Source organism: Devosia subaequoris (assembly GCF_014197055.1).
Lineage (GTDB): Bacteria > Pseudomonadota > Alphaproteobacteria > Rhizobiales > Devosiaceae > Devosia > Devosia subaequoris.
This window is the reverse complement of the sequence record NZ_JACIEW010000002.1, coordinates 218,469-243,241: the sequence shown is the minus strand read 5'-3', so window position 1 is coordinate 243,241 and position 24,773 is coordinate 218,469. Positions and strand designations below refer to the sequence as shown.

General features: G+C 62.1%; 15 protein-coding genes and 1 tRNA gene. 9 read left to right on the top strand and 7 right to left on the bottom strand.

The window, feature by feature from the left end; genetic code table 11:
* The first annotated feature begins 42 nt into the window (after positions 1-42).
* A tRNA-Lys gene (locus GGR20_RS05805) sits at positions 43-118 on the top strand.
* A gap of 359 nt (positions 119-477) precedes the next feature.
* Here GGR20_RS05805 and GGR20_RS05800 read toward each other — a convergent pair.
* From GGR20_RS05800 to GGR20_RS05780, 5 genes are read right to left on the bottom strand one after another with little or no spacing between them, the layout of a single operon-like run.
* Positions 478-3,675 carry a glycoside hydrolase family 31 protein gene (locus tag GGR20_RS05800; RefSeq protein ID WP_183310300.1) on the bottom strand — a complete coding sequence of 1,066 codons (3,198 nt, stop codon included), beginning with the start codon at positions 3,673-3,675 and terminating at the stop codon, positions 478-480.
* 59 nt (positions 3,676-3,734) lie between these two features.
* Complete coding sequence (locus GGR20_RS05795) at positions 3,735-4,970, bottom strand: ABC transporter substrate-binding protein (protein ID WP_183310299.1); 1,236 nt, start codon at positions 4,968-4,970, stop codon at positions 3,735-3,737.
* A gap of 20 nt (positions 4,971-4,990) precedes the next feature.
* Entirely contained in the window at positions 4,991-5,857 is an 867-nt protein-coding gene (locus GGR20_RS05790) for a carbohydrate ABC transporter permease (RefSeq protein WP_183310298.1), read from the bottom strand.
* Positions 5,854-6,744, bottom strand: coding sequence for a carbohydrate ABC transporter permease (locus tag GGR20_RS05785; RefSeq protein ID WP_183310297.1), 891 nt, complete (start codon positions 6,742-6,744; stop codon positions 5,854-5,856). The genes GGR20_RS05790 and GGR20_RS05785 overlap by 4 nt, the downstream gene beginning before the upstream one ends.
* Entirely contained in the window at positions 6,741-7,757 is a 1,017-nt protein-coding gene (locus tag GGR20_RS05780) for a LacI family DNA-binding transcriptional regulator (RefSeq protein ID WP_183310296.1), read from the bottom strand. Before GGR20_RS05780 ends, GGR20_RS05785 begins: the two co-directional genes overlap by 4 nt.
* A 487-nt stretch (positions 7,758-8,244) precedes the next feature.
* On the opposite strand from GGR20_RS05780, the gene GGR20_RS05775 reads away from it, so the two are divergent.
* Both GGR20_RS05775 and GGR20_RS05770 read left to right on the top strand, forming a co-directional pair.
* Positions 8,245-9,417 carry a lipid II:glycine glycyltransferase FemX gene (locus tag GGR20_RS05775; protein WP_183310295.1) on the top strand — a complete coding sequence of 391 codons (1,173 nt, stop codon included), beginning with the start codon at positions 8,245-8,247 and terminating at the stop codon, positions 9,415-9,417.
* On the top strand, positions 9,414-10,736 hold the full coding sequence (locus tag GGR20_RS05770; protein WP_183310294.1) for a lipopolysaccharide biosynthesis protein: 1,323 nt from the start codon (positions 9,414-9,416) through the stop codon (positions 10,734-10,736). Before GGR20_RS05775 ends, GGR20_RS05770 begins: the two co-directional genes overlap by 4 nt.
* Positions 10,737-10,739: 3 nt before the next feature.
* Here the strand turns inward: GGR20_RS05770 and GGR20_RS05765 are convergent, their stop codons facing one another.
* Positions 10,740-11,303 (bottom strand): hypothetical protein, encoded by a 564-nt coding sequence (locus GGR20_RS05765; RefSeq protein ID WP_183310293.1) that lies wholly within the window; start codon positions 11,301-11,303, stop codon positions 10,740-10,742.
* A gap of 178 nt (positions 11,304-11,481) precedes the next feature.
* Between GGR20_RS05765 and acs the strand changes: the two genes are divergently transcribed.
* From acs to GGR20_RS05735, 6 genes are all read left to right on the top strand, one after another.
* Positions 11,482-13,434 (top strand): acetate--CoA ligase, encoded by a 1,953-nt coding sequence (gene acs / locus GGR20_RS05760; RefSeq protein WP_183310292.1) that lies wholly within the window; start codon positions 11,482-11,484, stop codon positions 13,432-13,434.
* A gap of 211 nt (positions 13,435-13,645) precedes the next feature.
* Positions 13,646-14,728 (top strand): glycoside hydrolase family 3 N-terminal domain-containing protein, encoded by a 1,083-nt coding sequence (locus tag GGR20_RS05755; RefSeq protein ID WP_183310291.1) that lies wholly within the window; start codon positions 13,646-13,648, stop codon positions 14,726-14,728.
* Positions 14,729-14,820: 92 nt separating this feature from the next.
* Positions 14,821-15,621: a UDP-2,3-diacylglucosamine diphosphatase gene (locus GGR20_RS05750; RefSeq protein ID WP_183310290.1), complete on the top strand. Its 801-nt coding sequence runs from the start codon at positions 14,821-14,823 to the stop codon at positions 15,619-15,621.
* An 88-nt stretch (positions 15,622-15,709) separates the two neighbouring features.
* Entirely contained in the window at positions 15,710-16,765 is a 1,056-nt protein-coding gene (locus GGR20_RS05745) for a glycosyltransferase family 4 protein (RefSeq protein ID WP_183310289.1), read from the top strand.
* Positions 16,766-16,879: 114 nt separating this feature from the next.
* The gene (locus GGR20_RS05740; RefSeq protein ID WP_183310288.1) at positions 16,880-18,079 is read left to right on the top strand and encodes an MFS transporter; all 1,200 of its coding nucleotides are present in this window, start codon (positions 16,880-16,882) and stop codon (positions 18,077-18,079) included.
* A gap of 98 nt (positions 18,080-18,177) precedes the next feature.
* Positions 18,178-18,750, top strand: coding sequence for a superoxide dismutase family protein (locus GGR20_RS05735; RefSeq protein WP_183310287.1), 573 nt, complete (start codon positions 18,178-18,180; stop codon positions 18,748-18,750).
* A 100-nt stretch (positions 18,751-18,850) separates the two neighbouring features.
* Here the strand turns inward: GGR20_RS05735 and GGR20_RS05730 are convergent, their stop codons facing one another.
* A complete protein-coding gene (locus GGR20_RS05730) occupies positions 18,851-24,589 on the bottom strand; it encodes an apolipoprotein A-IV repeat region-like domain-containing protein (RefSeq protein WP_183310286.1) in 5,739 nt (1,912 codons plus the stop codon).
* Positions 24,590-24,773: the final 184 nt, after the last annotated feature.

The window sequence follows — 24,773 nt, the reverse complement described above, 5'->3', positions numbered from 1 at the left end:
GATAGGCGCCACTTTGGTGCTGAGGCGCTTCAAGAAGCCCCCGGGTGCATAGCTCAGTTGGTAGAGCAGCTGACTCTTAATCAGCGGGTCCAAGGTTCGAGCCCTTGTGCACCCACCAAAGCTTCCCTTATCACATAAGGGTTTATGACAGGCGGCCTCCGGGCCGCCTTCGTCGTTCTTGGCGCTGCGACCACCAGGGGGCTCTGGGTCCTCGGGGGCAGGTCCGCCACTGGTGGTAATTCTTCTCTGCCCAGTCCACGGCTCTCCGCCTTGCACCGGCTTCAGAAGTCTTTCCAGCATCTCCTTCAGCAGCGTCCGCCTCTACGCTATTTTAGCCTCGCCCGGAAACAACCTATTGGCCCATCTTCGAAGGTGTGCGCGGCGGGCCTACGCGAAGTGTTCGACTATTTCGCGCGCACTGCAATGAGCGAAGCCTCGGTGGCCATAATGCACGCGTCGTCCGTCAAGTGGCCTCGTCTATCCCAGCGCTACGGTAGGCAGGGGTTTGCCAAGTATCACCTTGGGTTCGAGCGGGATGGTCTCGCCATTGAGCCGCGCTTCCTTTGATGGGTCGCAGAGGACCATTATCAGTTTTGGACCGGCTCCGGTGGTTCGGATATCGAGTGCTCCGTCGACCGCCCTGGAGACGCGCACATGCCATCCGTGCAATTGGACCTCGGCGCTCATCGCGCCCTTGGCCACAAGCAACAGGGCAAGGTAATCCGGAGAGACCAGGCCGGCGGGCAGAGGTGCTCCAATTCGTGGTTCACCCGTGAATGCCAGGGGGACGAGCGCACCGTCCCGGACAAACACGGGGATTGAGCCGAGCGGTGCCTGGACCTGGACACTGGTGCCACCAGTGTACCAGCGCTCCTCCAGCAGGTGCCACCACCGGCCATCAGGCAGGTACACCTGACGCTCGGTCGCCCCTTCCGTGATGACGGGTGCAACCAAAAGGTCTCGTCCCAGGCGATATTGGTCCCAGAGCCTACATGCCGCAGGGTCGTCTGCGTGGTCCAGTAACATGGGCCGCATAAGTGGCGTGCGGGCTGCGACGCAATGAGCGGCTTCAGCGACGAAATAGGGCAGCAGGGCCATGCGCAGGCGCGCATAGAAAGCATAGAGCGTCAGCGCTCGCGGATCGCCGCTGCGCTCGGCAATGTTCCAAGGGGTGCGATCCTGGTTGAATTCGGCCTTGCTCTCGGCGTGATACTGCATGATTGGACAGAAGGCGGCCATCTGGGCGGAGCGGACGTAGAGCTCAGCGCTGGGCACTTCACCGGAAAAGCCAGCCATGTCCCAACCCCAGAAGATAATGCCGGACATGCCGGCGGAAAGCCCGGCCAGCATTGAGCGCTTGAAGGCATCCCAGGTGGAGCGCTCGTCGCCGGCCCAGTGAGCGGGATAGGTCTGTGCGCCCGTGTAGCCGGCGCGGGAAAAGGTGATGCCGCCATTGGCCTGGGCGAACTGGTAGTAGGCCGAGACGTAATCGCCGGGATAGCGGTTGCGCTGTTCAAGACCGCTGCTGCCATCGGCAAAGACCAGGTCCTGCCCCCAGACCATCTCGCCACCATCGGTCTTGAAGCCGTCCACCCCTAGCTCCAGCAGGTAGCGCCGCTTGTCGAACCACCACTTACGCCCTTCCTCGTGGGTGAAGTCCATCAGCAGGGCATCCTTGAACCAGCCCTCCGGCAGGCGGAGCGGGGTCCCATCGGGGTGACGGACACCATAGCCGCGCTCAAGGAAATGGGTTTCGTCCCGGTTTTTTTGTGGGTGATCGAGACTGGCCACATGCTTGATGACCGGGATTTGCCAGAGGATGAGCTTGATGCCCTCCGCGTGCAGCGCGTCAATCATGCTCTCGGGGTCGGGCCAGCGGCCCCATTCCGGGAAGGTGAAGTCGGCATAGGAAAATGCCTCGCTGCCTGGGCGCAGCGCATAGCTGGCGTCGTTGAAGATGTAAAAAGTGGCCTCATCGCTCCAGGCTTCGATGACCAGTACGGTCGCGGGAATGCCATGTTCACGCGTGAGCGCCAGCTGCTTTTCCACTTCGCGCTGGTTGTCCCAATTGTTCGAGCTCATCCACGGGCCCAGGGCCCAGTCGGGCACATTGGCTGGAGTACCGGTCTGGTCGATAAACTGGGTGATCTGTTCGGCAATGGTGCCGGACAGCAGGGCCAGGTCGAGGCTGTCAGCCTCAACGCCCAGTGCAACCGTATTGGGGGCACTGCGACCGAAATCGAACCAGGAATAGCTATCGGTCGCCAGCCAGAGCCCAAAGTCGGCATCGGTGTAGAAGACCGGCATCGGAATATAGGTGCGCAGCCCCTGGTTCTTGTATTGGTTATAAACGAACTGGTCGACGTGCTGGCCCCATTGGTCCAGCGCGTTGTAGCGCTCGCCCAGCCCAAAAATTCCGCAGTTTGGCGTGCCCAGGCGGGCGTCGAGCTCGAGGACGGTTCCTGTAGCGTCTTCGAGCCAGCCCAGATGATCGAGGGTGAGGCTTGCTCGACCAAGGGTAATCCGGAGCCTTCCCGTTTCCTCGAGAGCAAACCGGGCGGGTCCAAGCACCCACTGTTTGGGTGAGAGGTCGCTTGCTTCGCCGCCGCCAGGGGTCACGCGCAGGCGCGGCTGACCGTTCCTGAGCGATGCCGAGATGGTGGCGGTGGCGGTTGCGAAAGACAGGCGTTCTGCCTCTGCCGTCACCCCGATGATCGGTCCTGCGATCCGGCTGACCAGGACCTCATAAGCGAAATGCTCGTCATGCGGCGGGCCGTCAGCAAAGCCGAACCGATAGCGCACCAGGGTTCCGGCCGGATATGGCGGCAAGTCGAACCGCCAGCCCTCGGCCTCCAGAACGCCGGGAAGAATGTCGTCACCCAGATGCAGCACAACCGGTTTGTCGGGGCCGAGTGGGGCGGCTCGCACGAAAAGGCTTACCCCGTCTCTATCCGTAACCAGCTTTGGGAAGCGTTCCTCATAGAGCGGCTCGTAGCGGTTGCCATTGCCCATGGGCTGATGGCGAATGAAGCTGTCCGCCAATTGTCCGTGTTTGCCGAGGGTTCGGCGAACCACGTTACCGAGCCGCGCCTCGGGTGACGCACCGAGAAGGGCGCGGCTTCTGGCGTAGCTGCCCTGTTCGGAATAGTACCAGGCCAGCATCATGCGCTCATCGGCGCTCATCTGGCGGCCGTCGGCCGTCATCTCGTTGATGGCCGCGACCAGGGCGAGGTCTTCTGGCTCGAACAGGCCGAAAGGCACAGATGCAAGGACAATCGAGTAGTCCAGGCCGCTCTTGTGGCTGTCCGCCATAAGCGTGCCGCCCCGCGTAAAGTTGAGATAGGCTTGATTTTTCACGCGGGCGAGGAGGCTGGCATGGCGCGTCGATTCCGCCTGCCGGTCGGCCAGCCGCAGTACCGCCGCCCAGAGTGCAAGGAGCCAGAGCGGGCAGGGGCGATTGGCCGCGCCGTCCAGCTCCTGCGCCAGCGCTGAGGCGATGGTGGACAGTGTACTCTTTGGGACTTTCCATCCCGCGCAGAGGGCCCAGTAGGCGGCCGGCCCGGCAATTTCGGGGTCTGCACTTTGCAGGCGCTTTTCGGTGTCCTCTTCAGCGGGGCTCGTATCGAGAGCGTCGAGGAGCCAGCCGAGGCCGGGGTCGGTCAAAAGGGCGGTCATGGCGAAATCCGGGCACGAGAAAGCCGGGGTGCCAGGTGGCACCCCGGCCCGGGAGGAGACTAAAGGAGGCCTTGAACGATCGCTGCAGCGTCGGTCAGCGCCTGTTCGGGTGTCTTGCGGCCGAGCTTTGCTTCATCGAGTTCCTTGCCGACGGCGTCGGTCAACTGGTTCCAATTGCCGATGACAGGCGGCACGACCGCCGAGTCCAGCGCCTCAAACACGACTTCGCGGCTTTCGGGGATGGGCTGGGCCAGGTAGCCTTCAAGTGCGGCCTCGTCTGTGACGGCGGGCAGTTCCCAGCCTGCGGCGATGCGGATCTCGACAGCCTCCTTGGACGAGGTCAGGAATTTCACCCATTCATAGGCCGCTTCGGCATTCTGCGACTGGGCCGAAACGGCCACCCCATTGGCAAAAAAGTGGTGAGCCTTCTGCGTCTTGCCGGGCTCGAGCTCGATATCCCAGTTAAACGGCGCATCGGCGAAGGCACCCAGCATCCAGATGCCTGTGCGCAGCATGGCGATCTTGCCGGCCTTGAAGAGGTCCTCAGGCGACTGGCCGCCCATCTCCGCATCGGTCGGGGTCACCTTGTGGGTGTTGACCTTGTCGATCATCCAGGTCAGCGCCTCGACATTCTCGGGTGTCGCCAGGGTTACCTCGGTCTTGTCGGCATTGAGAACTGCGCCACCATTCTGAGCGATGGTCTTGTAAAATTCCCAGAACTGGATGGGCGAGAAAGTGCCCCAGACGCCGGTTTCTGTATTGGTCAACGCCTGTGCGGCGGCCAGTTCGTCGTCCCAGGTCCAATCAGCACTCGGGTAGTCGAGGCCGGCGGCGTCAAACAGGTCCTTGTTGTAGTAGAGCACGACGTTGGAGAAGCTCTCCACCAGACCATATTGCTTGCCATCCAGCGCAAAGGCAGCGAGTGCGGTGGGGTTGTAGACCCCGACATCGAAACTCTCGTCGGCCGCGATCAGTGGATTGAGATCGAGCAGGGCATCACGCTCGGCATAGGTGACGAAGTTCTCGTAGTTGAGCTCGAAGGTGTCGGGGAGGCTGCGCGAGGCCACCAGCGTCTGCAGTTTGGTGAAATAGTCACTGAAGGCAGCAGTCTCGTATTCAACATTGATCTCGGGGTGTTGGGCTTCGAAGGCGGCGATCGTTTCCTCGAGTTGGGCAATGTAGTTGGGCGCCGCGGAGAACGTCATATACTTGATCGTGGTTTCCTGCGCGTTGGCCATATTGGCCAGAAGGGCAGTAGCGGCTAAGCCCGCCAGCAGCTTTGTCGTCTTACTCATGGTTTCCTCCCTTTGAGTCGTTATTTGAGGCCGGTATGGGACAGGCCCCGGATGATGTATTTCTGCGCGAAGACGTAGACGGCCAGCACCGGCAGGGTGCTGATCACCGTGCCGGCCATCAGCACGTTCCAATTGGTGGTGTAGCGCCCCTGGAGGGCTGAAAGGCCCAGCGGCAGGGTCATCATCTGGGTGTCGCTGGTGATGATCAGGGGCCAGAGAAAGTTGTTCCAGCTCTGCATGAAGGCAAAGATGAACAGCGTCGCCAGGGCCGGGCGGGCCAGGTGGATGGCGATGCCGAAGAAGATACGAATATAGCCGGCGCCGTCGATGAAGGCCGCTTCTTCCACTTCGCGCGGCAATTTTTGAAAGAACTGGCGCATCAGGAAGGTGCCGAAGGCACCGAAGCTGCCGGGCAGAATGAGGGCCTGGTAGGTATTGGTCCAGCCCAGTTGCGTCATCAGCACGAAGAGGGGCGTCAGCGTCACCTGCTGCGGCACCATCAGCGTGGCGAGATAGGTGTAGAACAGCAGAGTGCGGCCGCGGAAGGGTATGCGCGCAAAGGCATAGCCAGCCATGGCGCAGTTCAGGACCATCAGCACCGTGCTCGCCAGCGAGACCAACAGGCTGTTGAGCAAAAACCGCCCCATGGGCAGGGTGGTGAAGGCAGCAGCGTAGTTGTCCAGCGTTGGTTCGGCGGGGATGAGTTGCGGCGGCATGACGAAGGTGGCGCCAGCGGTCTTGAGCGATGTCGAGATCATCCAGGCAAAGGGCAGCAGCATCACCGCTGCACCTAGGACCATCACCGCGCCAAAGGCTATGCCCACCAGACTGAGGCGCGGAAGTCGGGGTGCGGACTGGCGTGCCACGGGTACGGCAAGAGTGGTCATTCCGTCGCCCCCCACCGGCGTTGCAGCAGGTGTTGCGCGATGGTTACCGCAAAGATGATGGCGAACAGGAGCCACGATATCGCCGAGGCGTAGCCCATCTGGTAGTAGCGGAAGGCATTTTTGTAGATCAGTTCCATGATCACGCTGGTGGCGCCGGCCGGCCCGCCTTCGGTCATGATCCAGACCTGATCAAACACCTGGAAGGAATTGATCAGCGAGATCGTGGTGACAAAAAAGGTTGTGGGTGCGAGCAGTGGCAAGGTGATCCGCCAGAAGACCTGCAGCGGGTGGATACCGTCGATTTCTGCGGCTTCGTAAAGATTGTTAGGTATCTCCTGCAGGCCCGCCAGGTATATGACCATGATGAAGCCGACATCCTTCCAGATGGACGTCAGGACGATGCCGGCCATGGCCCATTGCGGGTCGTAGAGCCAACCTGGTCCGTCCACGCCCAGTAGGGAAAGACCATAGTTGATCAGTCCGAATTCGGGATTGAGGAGCCACTTCCAGACCAGCGATACCGCAACCCAGGAGGTCACCACCGGGACGAAATAGATGGCGCGAAACAGCGTGCGGCCGGGAAATGTCCGGTTGAGCATCAGCGCAAGGCCAAGTCCGATGCTCACGACCGGCGGCAGGTAGCCCAGGATAAAGAGCAGCGTATTGCCAAGTGCCGTGCGGACCGCCGGGTCCGCGACTGCCTTGGTGTAGTTCTCAATGCCGATCCACTCGATGTCGGCAAACATGTCCCAGCTAGAGAAGCTCAGGGCCAAGGAGCCTAGGATCGGCCCCATGACGAAGATGGCCATGCCGGCAAGGCTCGGTGCCAGTAGAACTGCCAGGGCCCCATATTTTGGCCAGCCACGGGAAAAGGATGCGGCGCTCATTTACGCACCGGCCCGACGCTCTGGCGTTCAATGATGCGGGCCTCGAGGCGGGTTTCACGAGGCGGTTTGCGGCCTTCGAGCAGATCCAGAACCAGGTTCCCCGCCAGCTTTCCCTTGTCGAGGATGGCCTGGTCGACGGTACTGAGCGCCGGGTAAACCATCTGCGACACCGGCAAATTGTCGAAGCCCAGCACGCTGATATCTCCCGGAATGTCGATATCGCGCTGGTGCAGGCCGCTGAGCACACCGGCTGCAATGAGGTCGGCTGTACAGAAGGCCGCCGTCGCCCGCCGCGCGATCAATTGTTCGGCGGCATCGATACCCCAGTCAAAGGTGACCGATCCGGCCAGCACCAAGTCCGGATCGAACGGGATATCAGCTGCGTCAAGGGCAAGCCGGTAACCCGCAAGGCGCTGCTCGATGACCCCGCCATCGCGGACTGCGCCGGTGACAAGCGCGATGCGCCGGTGCCCATGGGCAATAAGGTGCTCCGTGGCGCGGCGCGCGGCCTGATCGTCAGCGATCCGCAAATGATGCACGTGGTCGTCGGTCAGGTAGGAATCGACGAGCAGGGTAGGAAGGTGGCGCTTGCGCAGGCGTTCGAACAGGCCTTCGCGATAGATGCCTATCGCGATCAGCGCATCCACATTCCACTGCGCCAAGACGTCGACTTCATTGGACGTCTCGCCAAGACCGGACAGCATCATGAAATAGCCGCGCGCGCGCAGAGCGCTTTCTATGCCGGAGATCACCTCCGCATAAAAGGGATTGTCGAGCAGCAGCTGGTTCTGGTCTTCAGTAAAGGGAACCACAACCCCTATGAGCCGCGATGCCTTCGAGGCGAGCGCTCGGGCGGAGAGGTTCGGCTGGTAGCCCAGCGTCCGGATCGCTTCATTGATGCGTTCGACTGTGTCCGGCGACGCCTTGGAAGTGCGCGCGTTGATGACGTTTGAAACGGTCATCGCCGACACGTTGGCCGCTATCGCAATGTCCTTGATCGTAACGCGTGCCAACTGCAAATCCTCGGTATATCGCTAAACCTATAGGCGCCAATAAAGTGGAAATTTACACCCAACTAATCAGCGGTTTTGCGTTAAACTAATGTAGCTTTGCACTAACTGCTTCGGCTGTCAATTGTACCTCTGAATGCCGGGGGAGCAGGCGTTTCAGAGACGGCCTAGCGATGCGGCCGCGGGGTGATGCTGTTCATACGCCAAATGTAAGATGTTCAGGTTGTGGGCTGGGTGGCTGCTAAAATCGCACGCCACATCTTCGAGCTGCCGCGTGCGCTATTCCCATTATCCTGAGTATCGCGCTGGCTTTGTGGGTCGTGCCGCTTTACACGCCGCATGAGGTTGGGGCCACTGGCGCGGCACATTGAGGCGGTAGGCTTTAGTAACCAAGGCCGCAATAATGGGACATTTGTTGCGACGGGATAGGGATTTGCATACCTGATGGGTCTAGCGTCTGGCTGAATGCGCATCAGTTGGAAGCAGAGCCATGTCACTATCCGCAGGAGCCGCCCAAAATGACGCCGAGGCCATGGTGTCTTCGCCGACCCGGATGGCGGCGGGTGTAATTGCGCGTCCCGTCGATGGGCAGGAATGGGACACGGTCGTTGGCGGCTTCGATGGTGTTTGCCAGGAGCAGCTTTTCGCGTTCGCCTCGATCCGCTGGCCCGGTGTAAAGGTTGAACCCCGCCTCTTCGAGCGCCTGGGGCGCATCGTAGGCGGTTCGCTGGTCATGGTACAGCGTCTGCCGCTTGGCCTGAGCCACATTGCCATCATCAAATGGGGCCCGATGCTGGCAGACACAAACGCCCAGGACGGCGCGCTGCTTTACCAGGGCATGATCGAGGCGTTGGTAGCTGAATATGCCGACAAGCGCGGCATGATGCTCTCCATCCTGCCCCATGCCAGCACGCAGGATAGCCACGTCGAATATCGCAGTCTGCGCGCGCGCGGCTTCAAACGAGGCGCGACCCTGCGGTTTCCGGATCGCTATCTGGTCAATCTGCGCCTCTCGGACGAGGCGCAACGCAAGAGCTTTGGCCAGACCTGGCGGCGTCAGCTCAACAAGTCAGAGAAATCCGAGCTGGTCTTCGAGCATGCTGGCGCCAATCAACTCGATGCGTTCAAGGCGCTCTATGCGGCAATGAGCGATCGCAAGCAATTTCCTGACTATTCGGCTTTCGACACGCTGGATGCGCTGATGGCGCTGGACCAGCCCTTGCGGCCCGAATTGTTTTTCGTGCGGCAGGCCGGCGAACTGGTTGCGGGCGCGCTGATCTTCAAGTCGGGAGATCGGGCCGTCTATCTCTATGGAGCCACGAGCGACAGGGCGCTGCCACTGCGCGCCGGCTATTTCCTGCATTGGCATGTAATTCGCTGGTTGCGCGACCACACCCGTGCAAGCTGGTACGATCTGGGCGGCACCGATGGTTTCCATGGGCTGCACCAATTCAAGAAAGGCATGGTGGGCGATGCTGGCCTGATCCGGCCGGTGCCGCCGGTGGCCAATTTTGCAACGCGACCTCTGGCCTATGCGCTGGGCGCCGGAGCCTTTGCAGCCCGTGAGGCCTATAATGAGCTGCGCCGTCAGATCGAGGCGGTGCGACCCTCGCGGGCCCGGCCTGATCAGACACCCTCGCCAATGCCTGAAGAGTTCCAATGAGCCTCGCGCGCCGGCTGGCATCGCAATCGACGATCATTTTCGGCGGACGATTGTTCGGTGCCGGCCTGATATTTCTGGTGCAGGCTTTCATCGCCCAGGTCTGGGGCGCCGCCATCCTGGGTGACTATCTGGTGGTGATCGCTGCGGTTAACCTGATCGCGGTGACCATGCCATTGGGTTTTCAAACCATCGGCACCTATTTCGCTGCCGAGTACCGTGCGCGAAACGATCGACGCCAGCTCATCGCCTTCGTCATTCGCGCCTATAGTCATGTCGGCCTGACCTTTCTGGTGCTGATGCTGGCGGGGCCGTTTGTGCTGGGCTGGCTCGGGCTGGGGCAACATGTTGTTGCCGTGCATTACACGCCGGTGGCCTTGCTCGCACTGGCGACAGCGCTGGTCTATGTCAACGGCGCCGTGCTTGTCGGGCTCAAACGTCCCTTTGCCGGCTTCTTCGCGGACGGGATTTTCCGCCCCTTGATGGTGTTGGGAACAGTGCTTGCCAGTGCTGCGATCTTGAACGCGCCCACCGAGGCTTTCGGTGCCATGCTGTGGGGCACCGCCTTCGGCTATGTGCTGATCGCCCTCGTGCATATGGGATTTGTCATCGTGACGCTGCCGCGCGTCGGCGAGACCGCCGAGACGCGAGGTGCCGACGCGCCGCGCTGGTGGCGGTTTGCCGCGCCGTGGGTGCTTATCACGCTGGCAACGGACTTCTTCTTCGATATCGACCTGCTGTTGCTTGCCAATCTGCTCGACCGCGAGGAACTCGCCATTTTTGGTGTCTGCACGCGGATTTTTGCTCTGGTGTCGTTCGGCGTGGCCGCAGTCTATGCCGTGATCCTGCCGGACATGTTCGAAAGCGAGGCCAATGCGGATCGCGCGGCCTTCCATCGCAAGGTGGGCGAGGCTAATTTGGCGGCGAGTGTGGTTTCGCTGGTGCTGTTTGGCCTCGTGATCGTCGGGGCGCCGTTCGCCTTGCTGCTGTTCGGCCCTGCATTCACCGCCGGGGCACTGCCCCTGGCCATATTGTGCCTGGGGCTGGTGGTTCGCTCGGTCATGGGCCCGGCGTCGATGGTGCTATCCATCCACGACCGGCCCTGGGCCAGCCTACCCGCTGTGCTGCTCGGCATGGGCACTCTTTTTGCCGGAAATTTGGTGCTGGTGCCGACGTTCCATCTGGTTGGCGCAGCACTTGCCGCCATAATCGCCATTTCGGTCTGGTCGGTGGCTCTCTGGCTGATCGCGCTCAGAACCGCACAGATCGACGTGTCGATATTGCAGTGGTTCAAGGCGCGTCGCGTGGTGGCTGCGGAATAGGTTCTAGGCCCCCACCAGCCCCTTGATCCGGTTCTTGAGGCGCCCCAGGCGTCCGACATAGCCGCTGTCATAGGGGACATCGGGGCGCGTATAGAACTTTTCGATCAACAGGTAGTCCTGGCCGAAGATGTGTTGCTCGAGCAGGGCGGTTTCCTTGTAGCCGTAGCGCTTGAGCAGCATGCGCGCGATTTCGTTTTCCGGACGGACAAAGGTGTAGGCCTTGTGAAAGCGGGTATTGTCCCAATGAGCATCGAATTCGCGCATGCCGAACATGCCCAGCTTGGTCTGGCGGTGGCTGGGAAATACCCAGCTCCAGTAGCGAAAGATCGAGCCGCATTCCGGTCCGGACACCATCGCGCCGCCCGGGACGCCGTCGGCGCACATCAGCATGATATGCCAGGGGTCGATGGCCATCAGTCCCTTGAGAAAGGTGCGATCCAGCCTGCCGGCCTCATGTTGCTTGAAGCGGTCATTGTAGTGCGGCGAGGTCTCGATGACATCGGCCAGTTCGCGATACACAAGGTCAAGGTCCGCATGGGTGGCGGCCCGAATGGTCATTTCTGCCATGATGCTGCTCCGCGCTAATGGTGCGAAAGAGTGTAGTCGGCTCTGGTTAACGGCAGGTGCCGTGCCCTTTGGGCAAACACCCTTGCCGGAAAAACCCATTAAGTCGCAGGTACTAGGCCTTGCCGCCATGGGGGTGGAACATTAGAACGGATGCCGGGAGAGACAAGGGAGGATGACGATGAGCGACCAGCTCGTATTCCAGCCAAGCGCGGCCGCGATCGCGCGCACCCACACCACGGCCGAGCAGTATGATGCGCTGTATCAGCGTTCGATCCAGGACCCGGACGGTTTCTGGGCGGAACAGGCCAAGCGCCTCGACTGGGTAACTTTCCCCACCAAGATCAAGAACACCACGTTCGAATACCCCGACGTGTCAATCAAATGGTTCGAGGATGGCGTGCTCAACGTCGCCGCCAATTGCATCGACCGGCACCTGGCTGAGCGCGGTGATGACATCGCCATTATCTGGGAGCCGGATAATCCGAATGACCAGGCAGCGCATATTTCCTATCGCACACTCCATGAAGAAGTGTGCCGCTGCGCAAATGTGCTGAAGTCTCTGGGCGTCAAGAAGGGTGATCGCGTCACCATTTACCTGCCGATGATCCCGCAGGCTGCCTATGCGATGCTGGCCTGCGCCCGCATCGGAGCCGTGCACTCGGTGGTGTTCGGCGGCTTCTCGCCCGACGCGTTGGCGGGTCGCATCAATGACTGCGACTCGGCGGTGGTCATCACTGCCGACGAAGGCCGTCGGGGTGGCAAGACCGTGCCGCTCAAGGCCAATGTCGATAAGGCTCTGGAAGACTGTCCGGGCGTCTCCAAGGTGCTGGTGGTGAACAATACCGGCGCCGACGTCGCCATGAAGGGTTCACGCGATGTGTGGTGGCACGAAGCCGCTGCTGGCGTCGAGCCGTTCAACGACCCCGAGCCGATGAACGCCGAAGATCCGCTGTTCATCCTCTATACCTCAGGCTCGACCGGCAAGCCCAAGGGCGTGCTGCATACCCAGGGCGGGTATCTGCTCTACACATCGATGACTCACGAGTTGAGCTTCGACTATAACAAGGGCGACGTGTTCTGGTGCACGGCCGATGTCGGCTGGGTCACCGGACACAGCTATATCGTCTATGGTCCGCTGGCCAATGGCGCGACGACAGTGATGTTCGAGGGCATTCCGTCCTGGCCCGATGCCAGCCGCTTCTGGCAAGTGGTGGAACGTCACCAGGTCAATATTTTCCATACGGCGCCGACTGCCATCCGCGCCCTGATGGGTGCAGGTGCTGAATTTGTCGAGAAGCACGAGATGTCCTCGCTGCGGCTGCTCGGCACTGTAGGCGAGCCGATCAATCCCGAAGCCTGGATGTGGTATTACAACAAGGTCGGCAAGGGCCGGTGCGAGATCGTGGACGCCTGGTGGCAGACGGAAACCGGCGGGCATATGATCGCGCCATTCCCCGGTGCTATCGCAACCAAACCCGGTTCGGCGACCAAGCCGTTCTTCGGCATTCAGCCCGAAGTGCTTTCGCCCGAGGGCAAGGTGCAGGAGCAGACCAAGGCTGAAGGCGTGCTGGTCATCAAGGATAGCTGGCCCAGTCAGGCCCGAACCATCTGGGGCGATCATGGCCGTTTCGTCTCGACCTATTTCGAGACCTATAAGGGCAACTACTTCACAGGTGACGGCTGCCGTCGTGACAGTGATGGCTACTACTGGATCACAGGGCGTGTCGACGACGTGCTCAATGTTTCAGGCCACCGGCTGGGTACGGCCGAGGTGGAGAGCGCCCTGGTTGCTCACCCAAAGGTTTCCGAGGCGGCCGTGGTTGGCTTCCCGCACGACATCAAGGGGCAGGGCATATATTGCTATGTCACGCTGATGGCGGGCGAGGAGAGCAGCGACGAGCTGCGGCTGGAGCTGCGCAACTGGGTGCGCAAGGAAATCGGTCCTATCGCTTCGCCCGATTTCATTCAGTGGGCGCCGGGACTACCCAAGACGCGTTCGGGCAAGATCATGCGCCGCATTCTGCGAAAGGTCGCGGAGAACGAGTTTGGCTCGCTTGGGGACACCTCGACCCTGGCAGATCCCTCCGTCGTGGATGACCTGATCGCCAATCGCCAGAACAAACCGGCGTAAGGCCAGAAAAAGCGGGCGGTGGAAACACAATCCACCGCCCTTCCAGTTCGGCGGGGGCCGGCTGGAAGGTTGAAACCACCGGTCCTGCGTCCACCATCCGCACAGGTGGCATAGCCAACAACCCTCCGGCATCCCCTATTCAGGGGAGACCATTGTCTTGCCGCCATTTGCTGGGCACTCTGCGGCTCCGATTCCTCAGCAGGTGATGCCAGTGCTTCGATTTCTCCATGCCCTGTTTGTTCTGCCGCTTCTGGCGCAGCCGGTGGCGGCCGCGACGCTGGAAGAAATGGCGGGGCAGATGATTATTGTCGGTTTTGAGGGCGACGAACCTGCCGATGCCGGCATCAAGGCCGTCGTCAGCGACCTTGAGGACGGCCGGTTGGGCGGGGTGATGTATCTCAAGAAGAATGTATCGAGCCTGCAGACAGTGCGCGATATGAATGCCCTTTTTCGTGCTGCGTCGCCCGACTTGCCCCCCTTCATCACGCTTGACCAGGAAGGTGGAGCAGTAGAGCGGCTGACCCGCGAAGTGGGTTTTGCCGAAATTCCCAATGCGAAAAAAATTGCTGCCAACAATACGCCTGAGCAGGCCGAAGCGATCTACGCTCGCATGGCCGAAGGCGTTGCTGAGCAGGGTTTCTCGGTCAATTTCGGTCCGGTTGCGGACCTGAACACCAATCCCGACAACCAGATCATCGCCCGCTTCGGTCGGGCCTATTCTGCCGATCCCATGGTGGTCATCGACTATAATATGGCCTTTGTGCGCGCCCATCGCGCCGCAGGGCTTGTGACGGCGTTAAAGCACTTTCCGGGGCATGGCTCGTCTACAGCCGACAGCCATGAAGGTTTCGTGGACATCACGCGGAGTTGGTCGCCGGACGAGTTGGAGCCGTACCGGGTGCTTATCGCCGAAAACATGGTCGACATGGTTATGGTTGGGCACCTCTATCACGCCGATTTTGCCGGTGGCGACGGGGAGACCCCTTCCTCGCTTTCGCCGCGCTGGATCGATGGCGTGTTGCGGGGCGAGCTTGGCTTCGACGGCGTAGTGATCAGCGATGATCTGGAAATGGGCGCCATTCGCGATCATTTTTTGCTGGATGAAACGGTGGTCAATGCAGTGAACGCGGGAATGGATGTTCTGCTGTTCTCCAACACGGCCGATTATCGCCCCGGCCTGGCCCGGGAAGTGCTCGACATTCTGATGAGCGAGGCTGGGGCTGACCCGGCCTTTGCCGCGCGAATCGAGGAGAGCTACCGGCGCATCGTGGCGCTGAAGGCGCGGTTGCAGTGAAAAGGCTTTCCCCGGCTTTCTTGGCAAGCGTTGTTTGCAGCGCGGGGTGCAGCCGATAAGATACCGTCCCGTATTGAGGAGGCCCGAGACTGATGTCGGAAGACCGCGAGATCAGGCGCGTTCGGGCGCTTTTCCTGTCCGATGTGCATCTGGGCATGAAGCCGATCCGCAGTGCGCAACTGGCCGATTTCCTGCGCGCACATGATGCCGAGACGATTTACCTGGTCGGGGATATTCTCGATGGCTGGCGGCTGGCCAAGCAGTGGCACTGGCCGGCGCAGTACAATGAGGTGATCCAGATCATGCTCGACAAGGCGACTGCGGGGACGCGGATCGTCTACCTGCCGGGCAACCACGACGAATTTCTGCGCGAGTATCTCGGCACCTATTTCGGCGAAATCGAGCTGGTGGATCGCACCATCCACACCTCAGCAACGGGCAAGACCTATCTGGTGATCCATGGCGACCAGTTCGACGTGGTGGTGATGAATGCCAAGTGGCTCGCCCATGTCGGGGACTGGGCTTATAACGCGGCGCTGCGCGTCAACATCGCCATTAACTGGGTGCGGCGGCGGTTGGGGCTGCAATACTGGTCGCTCAGTGCCTGGGCCAAGCAGAAGGTGAAGAACGCTGTGTCGGTAATCGGCCAGTTCGAGGAGGCGCTGGTGCACGAAGCCAAGGAAAGCGGCGTCGATGGCGTGATCTGCGGCCATATCCATTTCGCCGACATCCACGACCGGCTGGGCATTCAGTATATCAATACCGGCGACTGGGTGGAGAGTTGCACGGCCATTGTCGAGAATCACGATGGGGCGTTCGAACTCATCAAGTGGACCGAAATGGTGACCGGCGACGCACGCAAAGTGAAATTGCGCCAGAGTTCCGGGCTGTAAGCCCGTCAAGTGAACGTCACGTGCCCGTCACGCAAGCGACGCAAGGCGCGCGCACCATGATGGCATTGCGAGCAATCGTGGTGTCGCCATGTACATTGATCCCAAGCTTTCCCGCCGCCGTATCCTGATTGTCACCGATGCGTGGCGCCCGCAAATCAATGGCGTGGTGCGCACGCTCGAAAGCGTCGCCAAACAATTGCGGGCCTGGGGGCATGAGGTCAGCTTCCTCACTCCGGAGCCGTTCTGGACCGTGCCAGTCCCAACCTATCCCGAAATCAGGCTGTCGCTCGCCTCGCGCAGAGCTGTGTTCATGACCATGGCGCGCTCGCGAGCACATCACATTCATATTGCGACTGAAGGCCCGCTGGGCCTTTTGGCGCGGCGCTATTGCCTGGATCGTGGCAAGGCTTTCACCACCAGCTTTCACACCCGCTTTCCCGAATATGCGGCGGCGCGGCTGCCGTTGCCGGAGGAGTGGAGCTATGGCTATCTGCGCTGGTTCCATGACCCGGCGGTGGCGACCATGGTGCCGACGCCGTCGCTGCGCACGGAATTGAGGGGCCGCGGGTTCTCGCATCTGACGCTGTGGGGGCGGGGTGTGGACGGGGCGCGCTTCCATCCCGGCGAGAAGAGTCTGTTCACGGACCTGCCGGGTCCGCATCTGCTCTATGTCGGGCGAGTTTCGGCAGAGAAGAACGTGACGGCGTTTCTCGATCTCGACGTGCCGGGCAGCAAGATCGTGGTCGGCGATGGGCCGGACCGTGCGCATCTGGAGCGGCACTATCCGCAGGTACATTTTATCGGCTATCTGCATGGCGAGGCGCTGGCTGCCGCCTATCGCAGTGCCGATGTGTTCGTCTTTCCAAGCCGCACGGATACATTCGGCAATGTGGTGACCGAAGCCCTGGCGTCGGGCACGCCGGTGGCCGCCTATCCGGTAACCGGGCCGCGCGATGTGGTGACCGACCCAAGGGCAGGGACGCTGTCGGAGGATCTGGGCGCGGCGGTCCGGCGGTCTCTGACCTTGCGGCGGGCTGATGCGCGGGCATTGGGTGAACAGTTCACCTGGGCAGCCAGCGCCCGGCAATTTCTTTCCGCGCTGACGCCGGCCCATGCGGCCTCAAGACTGGCAAAAGCCATCTAGAACGTTCCAGAGACCGGATTTGCGGACAATTTGCGCAGAAATGCCCTTGCTTCGCACGCGCATCCGAGTCAGTTGAGGGAACGCGGCGCGCCTCTGCGCCGGGAGTTCATTTCCATGCCATCGGCCTTTTCGCGCTGGGATTCGCCCGAGCTGCGTGCATCCATTTATCAGTTTACCGTCTATCTGCCGGGCGGCATTGCGTCGGTGTTCTTGGGCATCTGGCTGAGCGAACATGGCATTCCTGCTGATCAGATCGGGGTGATCAACGCGCTGCCGACCCTGATTTTGCTGGGCCTCAACATGATCGTGGGGCGTGTAGCTGACCGGGCCGACGACTGGCGAACGGCGCTGATCGGCATCTCCCTCATTTCGGCGCTGACGGCGATACCAATGTATTTCGTCTCCGAGTTCTGGGGCATCCTGCTGGTCTGGGGGCTGTGCGCCTCCAGCAATGGCCTGGTGGCGCCGGTGATCGATGCGGCGACGGTGCGCATGACGCGCCGCAATGGCACCGATTTCGGGGTCATCCGGGCCTGGGCCACGGTCGGCTATGTCGTCGGTGCGGGCGGATTCGGACTGTTTCTCAATGTGCTGGGGTCGGGCGCATTCGTGACGCTCTTCGTGCTGATGGTGGTGGCACGGGCCGGGCTGGCGTTCCTTTTGCCGCGCTTCCGGGCGCCAAAACCGCAGGTGACCCTGGCCGATGCAGCACCCGAAGCGGTGGCGCCGCCCAGCCGGCTCAAGGATGCGCTGCAGCCCTGGTTCGTGCTGCCGCTGCTGGCCTTTGCGCTGGTCAATTCGTCCAACGCGGTCATCGGCGGATTTGGGGCGCTGCTCTGGCACGAAAACGGTATTCCGAGCTATTTCCTGGGCCCATTGCTGGGCTTTGCAGCCGTCGGCGAGGCGGTGCTGATGTTTGTCTGGCGGCGCTTCGGTGGCCGGGTGACGGCACGTAACATGATCCTGGCGGGCGCGGTTGCCGGCTTGATCCGCTTTACCATCATGGCGTTCAATCCGCCGGTGGAGGTGCTGTTTCTCACCCAGTCGCTGCATGCCTTCAGCTTTGGCATGGGCTATTTCGGGGTGGTGCACTTCATTGCCAACTGGACCAATGAAGCCAATGCGGCAGAGGCGCAGGGCTTTTTCAACATGCTCAACATGGCCATGGCCATGTTGGCGCTGACCGTGTTCGGCGTGCTGGTCGAGTTTTTTGGCGCCTATGCGTTCTTCTATTCGACGGTGACCTCGTCGCTGGCGATTGGCTGCGTGCTGTGGTCGCTCAAGATGCGGCCGCCAAAATCGCTGGTGGGGTAGGGCCGGCACCGGGCTGACCGATGCGGGTGCCGGAACCACTGGCTATCCACACCGTTGCGCAGGAAGCGTCACTTCGCGTTATACGAAAGGACCTTCACATGCGAACCAAGATACACGCCGCCTCTCTCGTCGCCTTGATGATTGCTGCTCCTGCGATGGCGCAGGATGCTCCTCAGAGCGGAGCAGACGCCTTAGGAGGCCCGAGCGCCCTGGCAGTGTTTGTTGCCGCCGATGGCAGCGAGGTTGGGACGGTGACCTTGACGCCAAACGATGATGGCAGTGTCACCCTTTCGGGCGGCATCCAGGGCATGGCCCCGGGAGACCATGGCTTCCACTTCCATCAGACCGGAGAATGCGATCCGTCGACCAATTTCGAGAGTGCCGGTTCACACTTCAATCCCACTGACGCGCAGCATGGGCTGGATAATCCCGAGGGGCCACACCTTGGCGACATGCCCAATGTAACTGCTGGCGAGGACGGCGTGGTCAGGGTCGAGTTGACCTCTGATCTCGTGACTCTCGAAGAAGGTCAGGAGGGCAGCCTGTTTGATGACGATGGTACGGCAATAATCATCCATTCAGGTCCCGATGATCAGACAACCGATCCGTCGGGTGATTCTGGAGATCGGATTGCCTGTGCCGTAGTAGAGCCAGGTGCGGCCGTTGAGTAGATCCTGCGCGGCACGCTGATTCTTGAAGCGCTGCACTGTGCAAAAGACAAAGGCCCCGGATTGCTCCGGGGCCTTTTGCTTGTCCTGGCTTTCAACAGCCTCAGCCGAGGCGGCCGCTGGCATGGGCGAGGGTGGTGTAGACCTTGCCCTTGTCCGAGAGCAGATATTCGCGGGTTTCGGCGGCGGGGTTGGGGCCGGCGGCGGCGCGTTTGAGGAGCTGTTCGAACTCGCTCATATAGGCCTGGGCGGTCTTGGCGAAGTCGGCGTCGCGCTGGATGCGCTTGCGCACTTCGTCATAGGTGCCCTGGCCGGTAAGCGTGTAGATGCGCCGGGTGAACACATTGCTTTCGCCAGCCTGATAGCGGGCCCAGGCTTCGCCCAGGGCGGCATCGTCGATGGCGCGGGCGATTTCTTCGCTGAGGCCGGACAGAGCCTGCGGGGCGGACCCACCGGCCTGCTTGGCCGAGGCATTGCGCAGCACGTCGCGCAGCCAGCCACCGCCTTCGGCTTCGGTGGCCTGGCGAGGCGCGGGTCCCTGCGCAGGAGCAGGTGCCGCCTGTTGCGGCGCGGGGGCGGCAGGTGCCGGAGCTGGAGCCGGTGCGGGCTGTTCGACAATGGCGGCCGGGCGGATCGGATCGACCAGCGTCTGGCGCGGGGCCTCGGCGCGATAGGTCTCACGCGGTGGCTCGGGCTGGCGCGGCGGCGGCTGATAGGCCGGCGGTTCGGGCGCACGCGGGGCCCGCTGCGGCGCGCGGCGGTCGGTTAGGTCGTGGCTGGCCGGCTGGCTGCGCACAATGGCGTTGAGCTCGGACAGGGCCTCGATCTGCTCGGCCACGACGCGACGCATGGCAGCGGCGCTGGCACGGGTTTCCTCGGGCAGCTCGTTGACGCCACGGGCCAGTTCGGCGCGGGTGGATTCGAGCTCGGTACCCACTTCGCGTGCCGTTTCGCGCATGGCGCGAGCGGTTTCGGCGAAGCGCTGGGTGGCTTCCTCGATGGCGCGCTGCATTTCGGTGGCCATGCGCTGCTGGGCTTCCTGCAGGGCCTGGTTGGCGCGGCGGCCTTCGCTGTCGGCAACCTCGTGGAATTCGCCCAGCTTGCCGGTGACTTCGCCCGCGGTTTCGTCCAGCGCGCGGCGCAGCTGACCGGTGTTGGACGCAATGGCGTTGCGCACGGAACTGGTCGAATCCGAGATGGTGTCGGCCAGGGTGCTGGTGGTGGAGGTGAGCACGTCGGTGACGCTGCCGGCGGTGGAGGACAGCACGTCGCTGACGCGGCTGGCATTCTCGTCCAAAGCCGAGTTTACGCGGCCCGCATTGTCCTCGAGAACGGAATTGACGCGGCCGGCATTGTCCTCGAGGGCCGAATTGACCTGGCTGGACTGTTCGGACAGGGCCATGCGCACCGACTGAGAGGTCTGGTTGAGCGCGGCGGCGGCGGCTTCGGCGGCGCGCTGCACCGCGTTGTCCATCTCCGAAACATTGCTCTGCAGCGTGGTCGAGAAGCGCTCATTATTGGCATAGAGCGCATCGTTGACGCTGTTGGCATTCTGCTCGAGCGCCTGGGTGACGGTGGCCGTGGTCTGGCTCAGGGCTTCGGTGACCGCATGGGTGGTGCCATTGAGGGCTTCGTCCATGGCGCGGCGGGCGCCGATCAGGCGGCGTTCGGTGTCGTTGACGGTGTCGGCTATGGACTGGGCGAACAGGCGCATGCGGCCGTCGATGTCGTCGGCGCGGGCGGCAAAGCTCTGCGCCAGCGCATCCATGGCACCGCGACGATCCTCGAGATTTTCCAGCGCATTGGAGCTGGATGCATCGAGCGTCTGGGCGGCCTGGGTGAGGCCGGAGGCCTCGGTGTCGAGACGGCCGAGGATGGAGGAGAACTGCTCGACCATGCCGGCAATAGTGGCCTGCAGGGCGCCGACATGCTGGGTGACCATGGTGCCGGCCTGCTCGGTCTGGCCCATGGCTTCGCGCATGGTGTTGGAGTAGTTCGCGGTCTGCTGGGCGACGCTGGTTTCCAGGCTCGCCAGATTGGCGGTGGAGGCGTCCAGCACGCGCTGCAGCAGCAGGTTGGAGTCGTTGAGCTTGTTGAGGGCGTTGGTAACGTCGCCCAGGATACGCGAGGTGGAGACCGACATGATCTCTTCGGCCTCGCGGGCATTTTCGCCCAAGGCATCGCGCAGCAGATTGCCGTGGCTGGCCAGGGCCGTTTCCAGTTCCGCCGACTTCTCGGTGACCAGGTTGGCGAAGGCGTTGGTATGCTGTTCGACGGACTGATTGATGGTGGTGAGGCGCCCTTCGATGGCGTCGGCGGCATCTACGGCCTTCACCGATACCAGTTGATCGATATTGCTGGCGGCCATGCGGATCTGTTCGAGCGCACCGCGCACCGCCGAGTCCATGCGGTTTGCCGTATTCTCGACATCGGCCGAGATAGTGCTTGTCGCCGCGGTGATGCGGGTAGCGATGGTTTCCTCGATGCGGTCGGCGCCGGCTTCAAGATCGGCCATGGACTGGGTGATCGAGGTGCTGATCGAGGCGTTGAGCGAAGCCAGACGCTCGGCCGTGATATCGGCGCGGGCGGTGATTGCCTCGGGCAGGGTGCCCAGGCGCTGGTCGACCATCTCGATGACCGCCTGGCGGGCCGAGGTGACGCCGGTTTCGATGAGTTCGGCGGCCCGGCGGGCACTTTCGCCCACGGTCTCGCTGGCGCTTTCAATGCGCGCGGCAACACCGGCTTCTGCATCGGAGATGCGGGCAATGGCGTTGTCGAGGCCGACCCCGAGGGTGTCGTTGACTTCCGCGACCTTGCCGGCCACGCGCACCGACATGTCGTCGAGCCGGGTTTCCATGGTCTGGGTTACCTGACGCAGCGAGCCGTCGATGCTGTCGCGGGCCTTGGCGCCGTGCTGATCGAGCGTTTCAGCAAGTTCGGCGGTGTGCAGGCTGATGGTTTCGCCAATCGAGGCAGTATGGGTCGAGAGCGTATCGGAAAGCGCCTGGGTGCGGGCGTTGAGCGCGTCGGAGAGCTGCTGGGTGCGGGTGTTGACCGCACCAGCCATGTCCTGGGTGCGTTCGTCGAGGCGCGAGATGAGGCCATCGGCACGTTCATCGAGCTGCGCGGTGAAGGTGCCGGTGCGTTCATCAAGGCCCGAATTGAACGCCGCCGTGCGCTGGTCGAGCTCGGTGGTGAGCGTGGCGGTGCGCTGATCGAGGCCGGAAACCAGCGTGTCGGCGCGCTGATCAAGTTCAGTGGTGAGCGTGTAAGTGCGCTGGGCGAGGCCCGAATTGAATGCGGACGTGCGTTGGTCGAGTTCGGAAACCAGGGTGTCGGCGCGTTGATCAAATTCAGTGGTGAGCGCGTAAGTGCGTTGGTCGAGGCCCGAATTGAGTGCGGCCGTGCGTTGCTCGAGTTCGGTGGTGAGCGCGGAGGTGCGCTGGTCGAGCCCAGAGACCAGGGTGCTGGCGCGCTGGTCGAATTCGGAAGCTAGCGTGGCCGTGCTTTGGTCGAGCTGCGCGGCGAGCGAGCCGGTGCGTTCGTCCAGACGGGACACCAGGGTGCCAGTGCGTTCGTCGATCTGGCTTGCGAAGTCGCCGGTGCGGGTTTCCAGTTCGAGCGAGAGCGCATTGGTACGCTCGGAGATGGTTTCGCTCAGTGTTTCTGTTGTCTGGTTCAGGGTCTGCTCAAGGCGCTCGGTCTGGCCCGTGAGCGTGTCGGCCATGCGCTGCGTGCGGCCTGCAATGGCCCTGTCGAAGGCCTGTGTCCCGGTAGCGAGGGTCTCGCCCAGCTCCTGGGAGCGCATGCGGATAGCCTCGTTTACCTCGGCGCCGCGGCCAGCCAGGGTCTGTTCCAGTTCGCCGGTGCGGGCGAGAATGGCCTCGCTGACTTCAATGGTGCGGCTGGCGAGCATTTCGTCGAGCTTGCCAGTGCGGCTGTCGAGCGCTTCGGTGAGCATATCGGCGTGGCCGTCCAGGCTATCGGAAATCTCCTGGCTACGGTTGTTCAGAGCTTCCGTGATGGCCTTGGTTTTGGCGCCGATCACGTCGCTCATTTCGCGGGTGCGATCCGAAACGATGTCGTTGAATCGGCCCGATTCCTCGTTGAGCGCCATCTCCAGCACATTGGCGCGGGCGGCAAAATTGACGCCCTGCTGGTCGAGGCGCTGCACCAGATTTTCGCCCTTGTCGCCAATGACATTGTCGAGGGCGCGGAGTTTTTCGTCGAGCAGGCCGGTGATTTCGGTCAGGCGGGTGTCGAACAGGCTGAGCGAATCCTGACCGGCGGTGGATAGCGTTTCGCGCGCGCGCTCCGAGGTGTCGTCCAGCGCGCCATTGATCTCGATGATGGCTGATTGCAGGCGGCTGTCGAGCGCGTTGAGCTGGATCGACACAGATTCATCGAGCTGTCGGGTCAGGGTTGCCAGCAGCAGTTCGGCCTCGGTGGCGCGGCCGCTGATATCGCCGGAGACGCGGGCGCCGATTGAGGCGAGGGCCTCGCTGACTTCCTCGCCGCGGGTGCGGAGCTGATCGAGCAGCGACGTGCCGCCATCGGTCAGGAGATTGGAGAGTGCAGCGGTGCGTTCATCGAGGGCCGTCGACAAGTTGCCGGTGCCCGACTCGATCAGGCCGGCAATGGTACGGGTCCGGTCCTCGAAAGTGCCCGTTAGCGTCTCGGTGCGTTCTTCGAGCTGCTGGGTGCGCGAATCCATGGCCAGCGCAATGCTGTCGACATGGTGATCAAGCGCCTGGCTGAGCTTGCTGATGCGGCTTTCGATGCCGGCATTGATTTCGGCAGCGCGTTCGTCCAGCGACTTACCGATGGCGGCGGCATTGTCTTCAAAGCCGAGCGAAAGCCGGCCGGTGCTGTCGTCCAGGGCGCCGAGGAAATCCGAGGTGCGGTTGTCGACCAAGGCAACGAAGCCGTCGGCGCGTTCAGAGAAGCCTGTCGTCAGCGTGTTGCCGGCGGTTTCGAGAGCACGGGTAAGATTGCCGCCGCTTTCCACAATGGTGCCGGCAATGCGCTGGCTGATCATGTCGAGGTCGAAGACGAGACCGGTGTGGCTTTCGGTGATGGCCTCGCGCACACGCTCGGTATTGGTCAAAACGCTTTCGCGCTGGCTGGCCAGTTCGGCGATCAGCGCGCGCATGCGCGATTCATTGTCCGAATAGGTGCGTTCGAGCGCAGTGACCTCGTTGTGGATCATCACTTCAAGTTCGCCGGCACGCGACAGGGCGCGCTCAAGGCCATCGCCGAGTGCGTTGACCTCGCGACGGACGGCCTGACCGACAGACGCCACCTTGTCAGCAGCCGTCACCTCGGGTTCAGCCAGCCGAATGGCGGCCTGGGTGATGGAGGATGCGGCGTTGCGCAAGTCGGCCGCGCGACGCATCAGGGTCGCCACGGCAAAGAAGCCGAGAACGGGCACGACCATGATGGCCAGGGTGGCGACAAATTCTATCGTGCCGGCAAAAGTGCCGAAATCGAGCATCTGTGCGCCAAAACGCATCCAGGCCACTGTCGCGACAGCGGCGATCCAGATCAACGAGAGCAAAAGAGCCAGCCAGGTCGGTGCGGCCGATGAACGGCTTTGCAGGCTGTAGAGAAGCTTGGAAGCTGAGACGCGGTCGTCATTGGCCACGGTGCCGGCCTGCTGGGCAATGCGGTCGGCGGCGCGCAGGCGCTCGGAACGCGCCGGATCAGGCTTCTTGTCGGCCTTCTTTTCCTGACTGGGCTGGGCCGGTGGGTCCAGATTGAACACGGAGTCCTTGAGGGCATCTTCGACGGCCGAGAAGGCCAGCGCGGCCGGATCGTTCTGGGGGGTCGGATTTTTCGCCATACTCTTTACAACTCTCGCGTCGGCACAACAGCATCACGGCGGACAATAGGAGTCGTCATGGCACACTGCCCCTTTCCGGGCCGGTCGCCAAACCGGAACAATTCGATGCAAATGCCCCGCATCGTCCCCACAAACCCTCGCCGCCGCGCGCTGGTTCAAGCTCATTCATACATTCAATTTTATG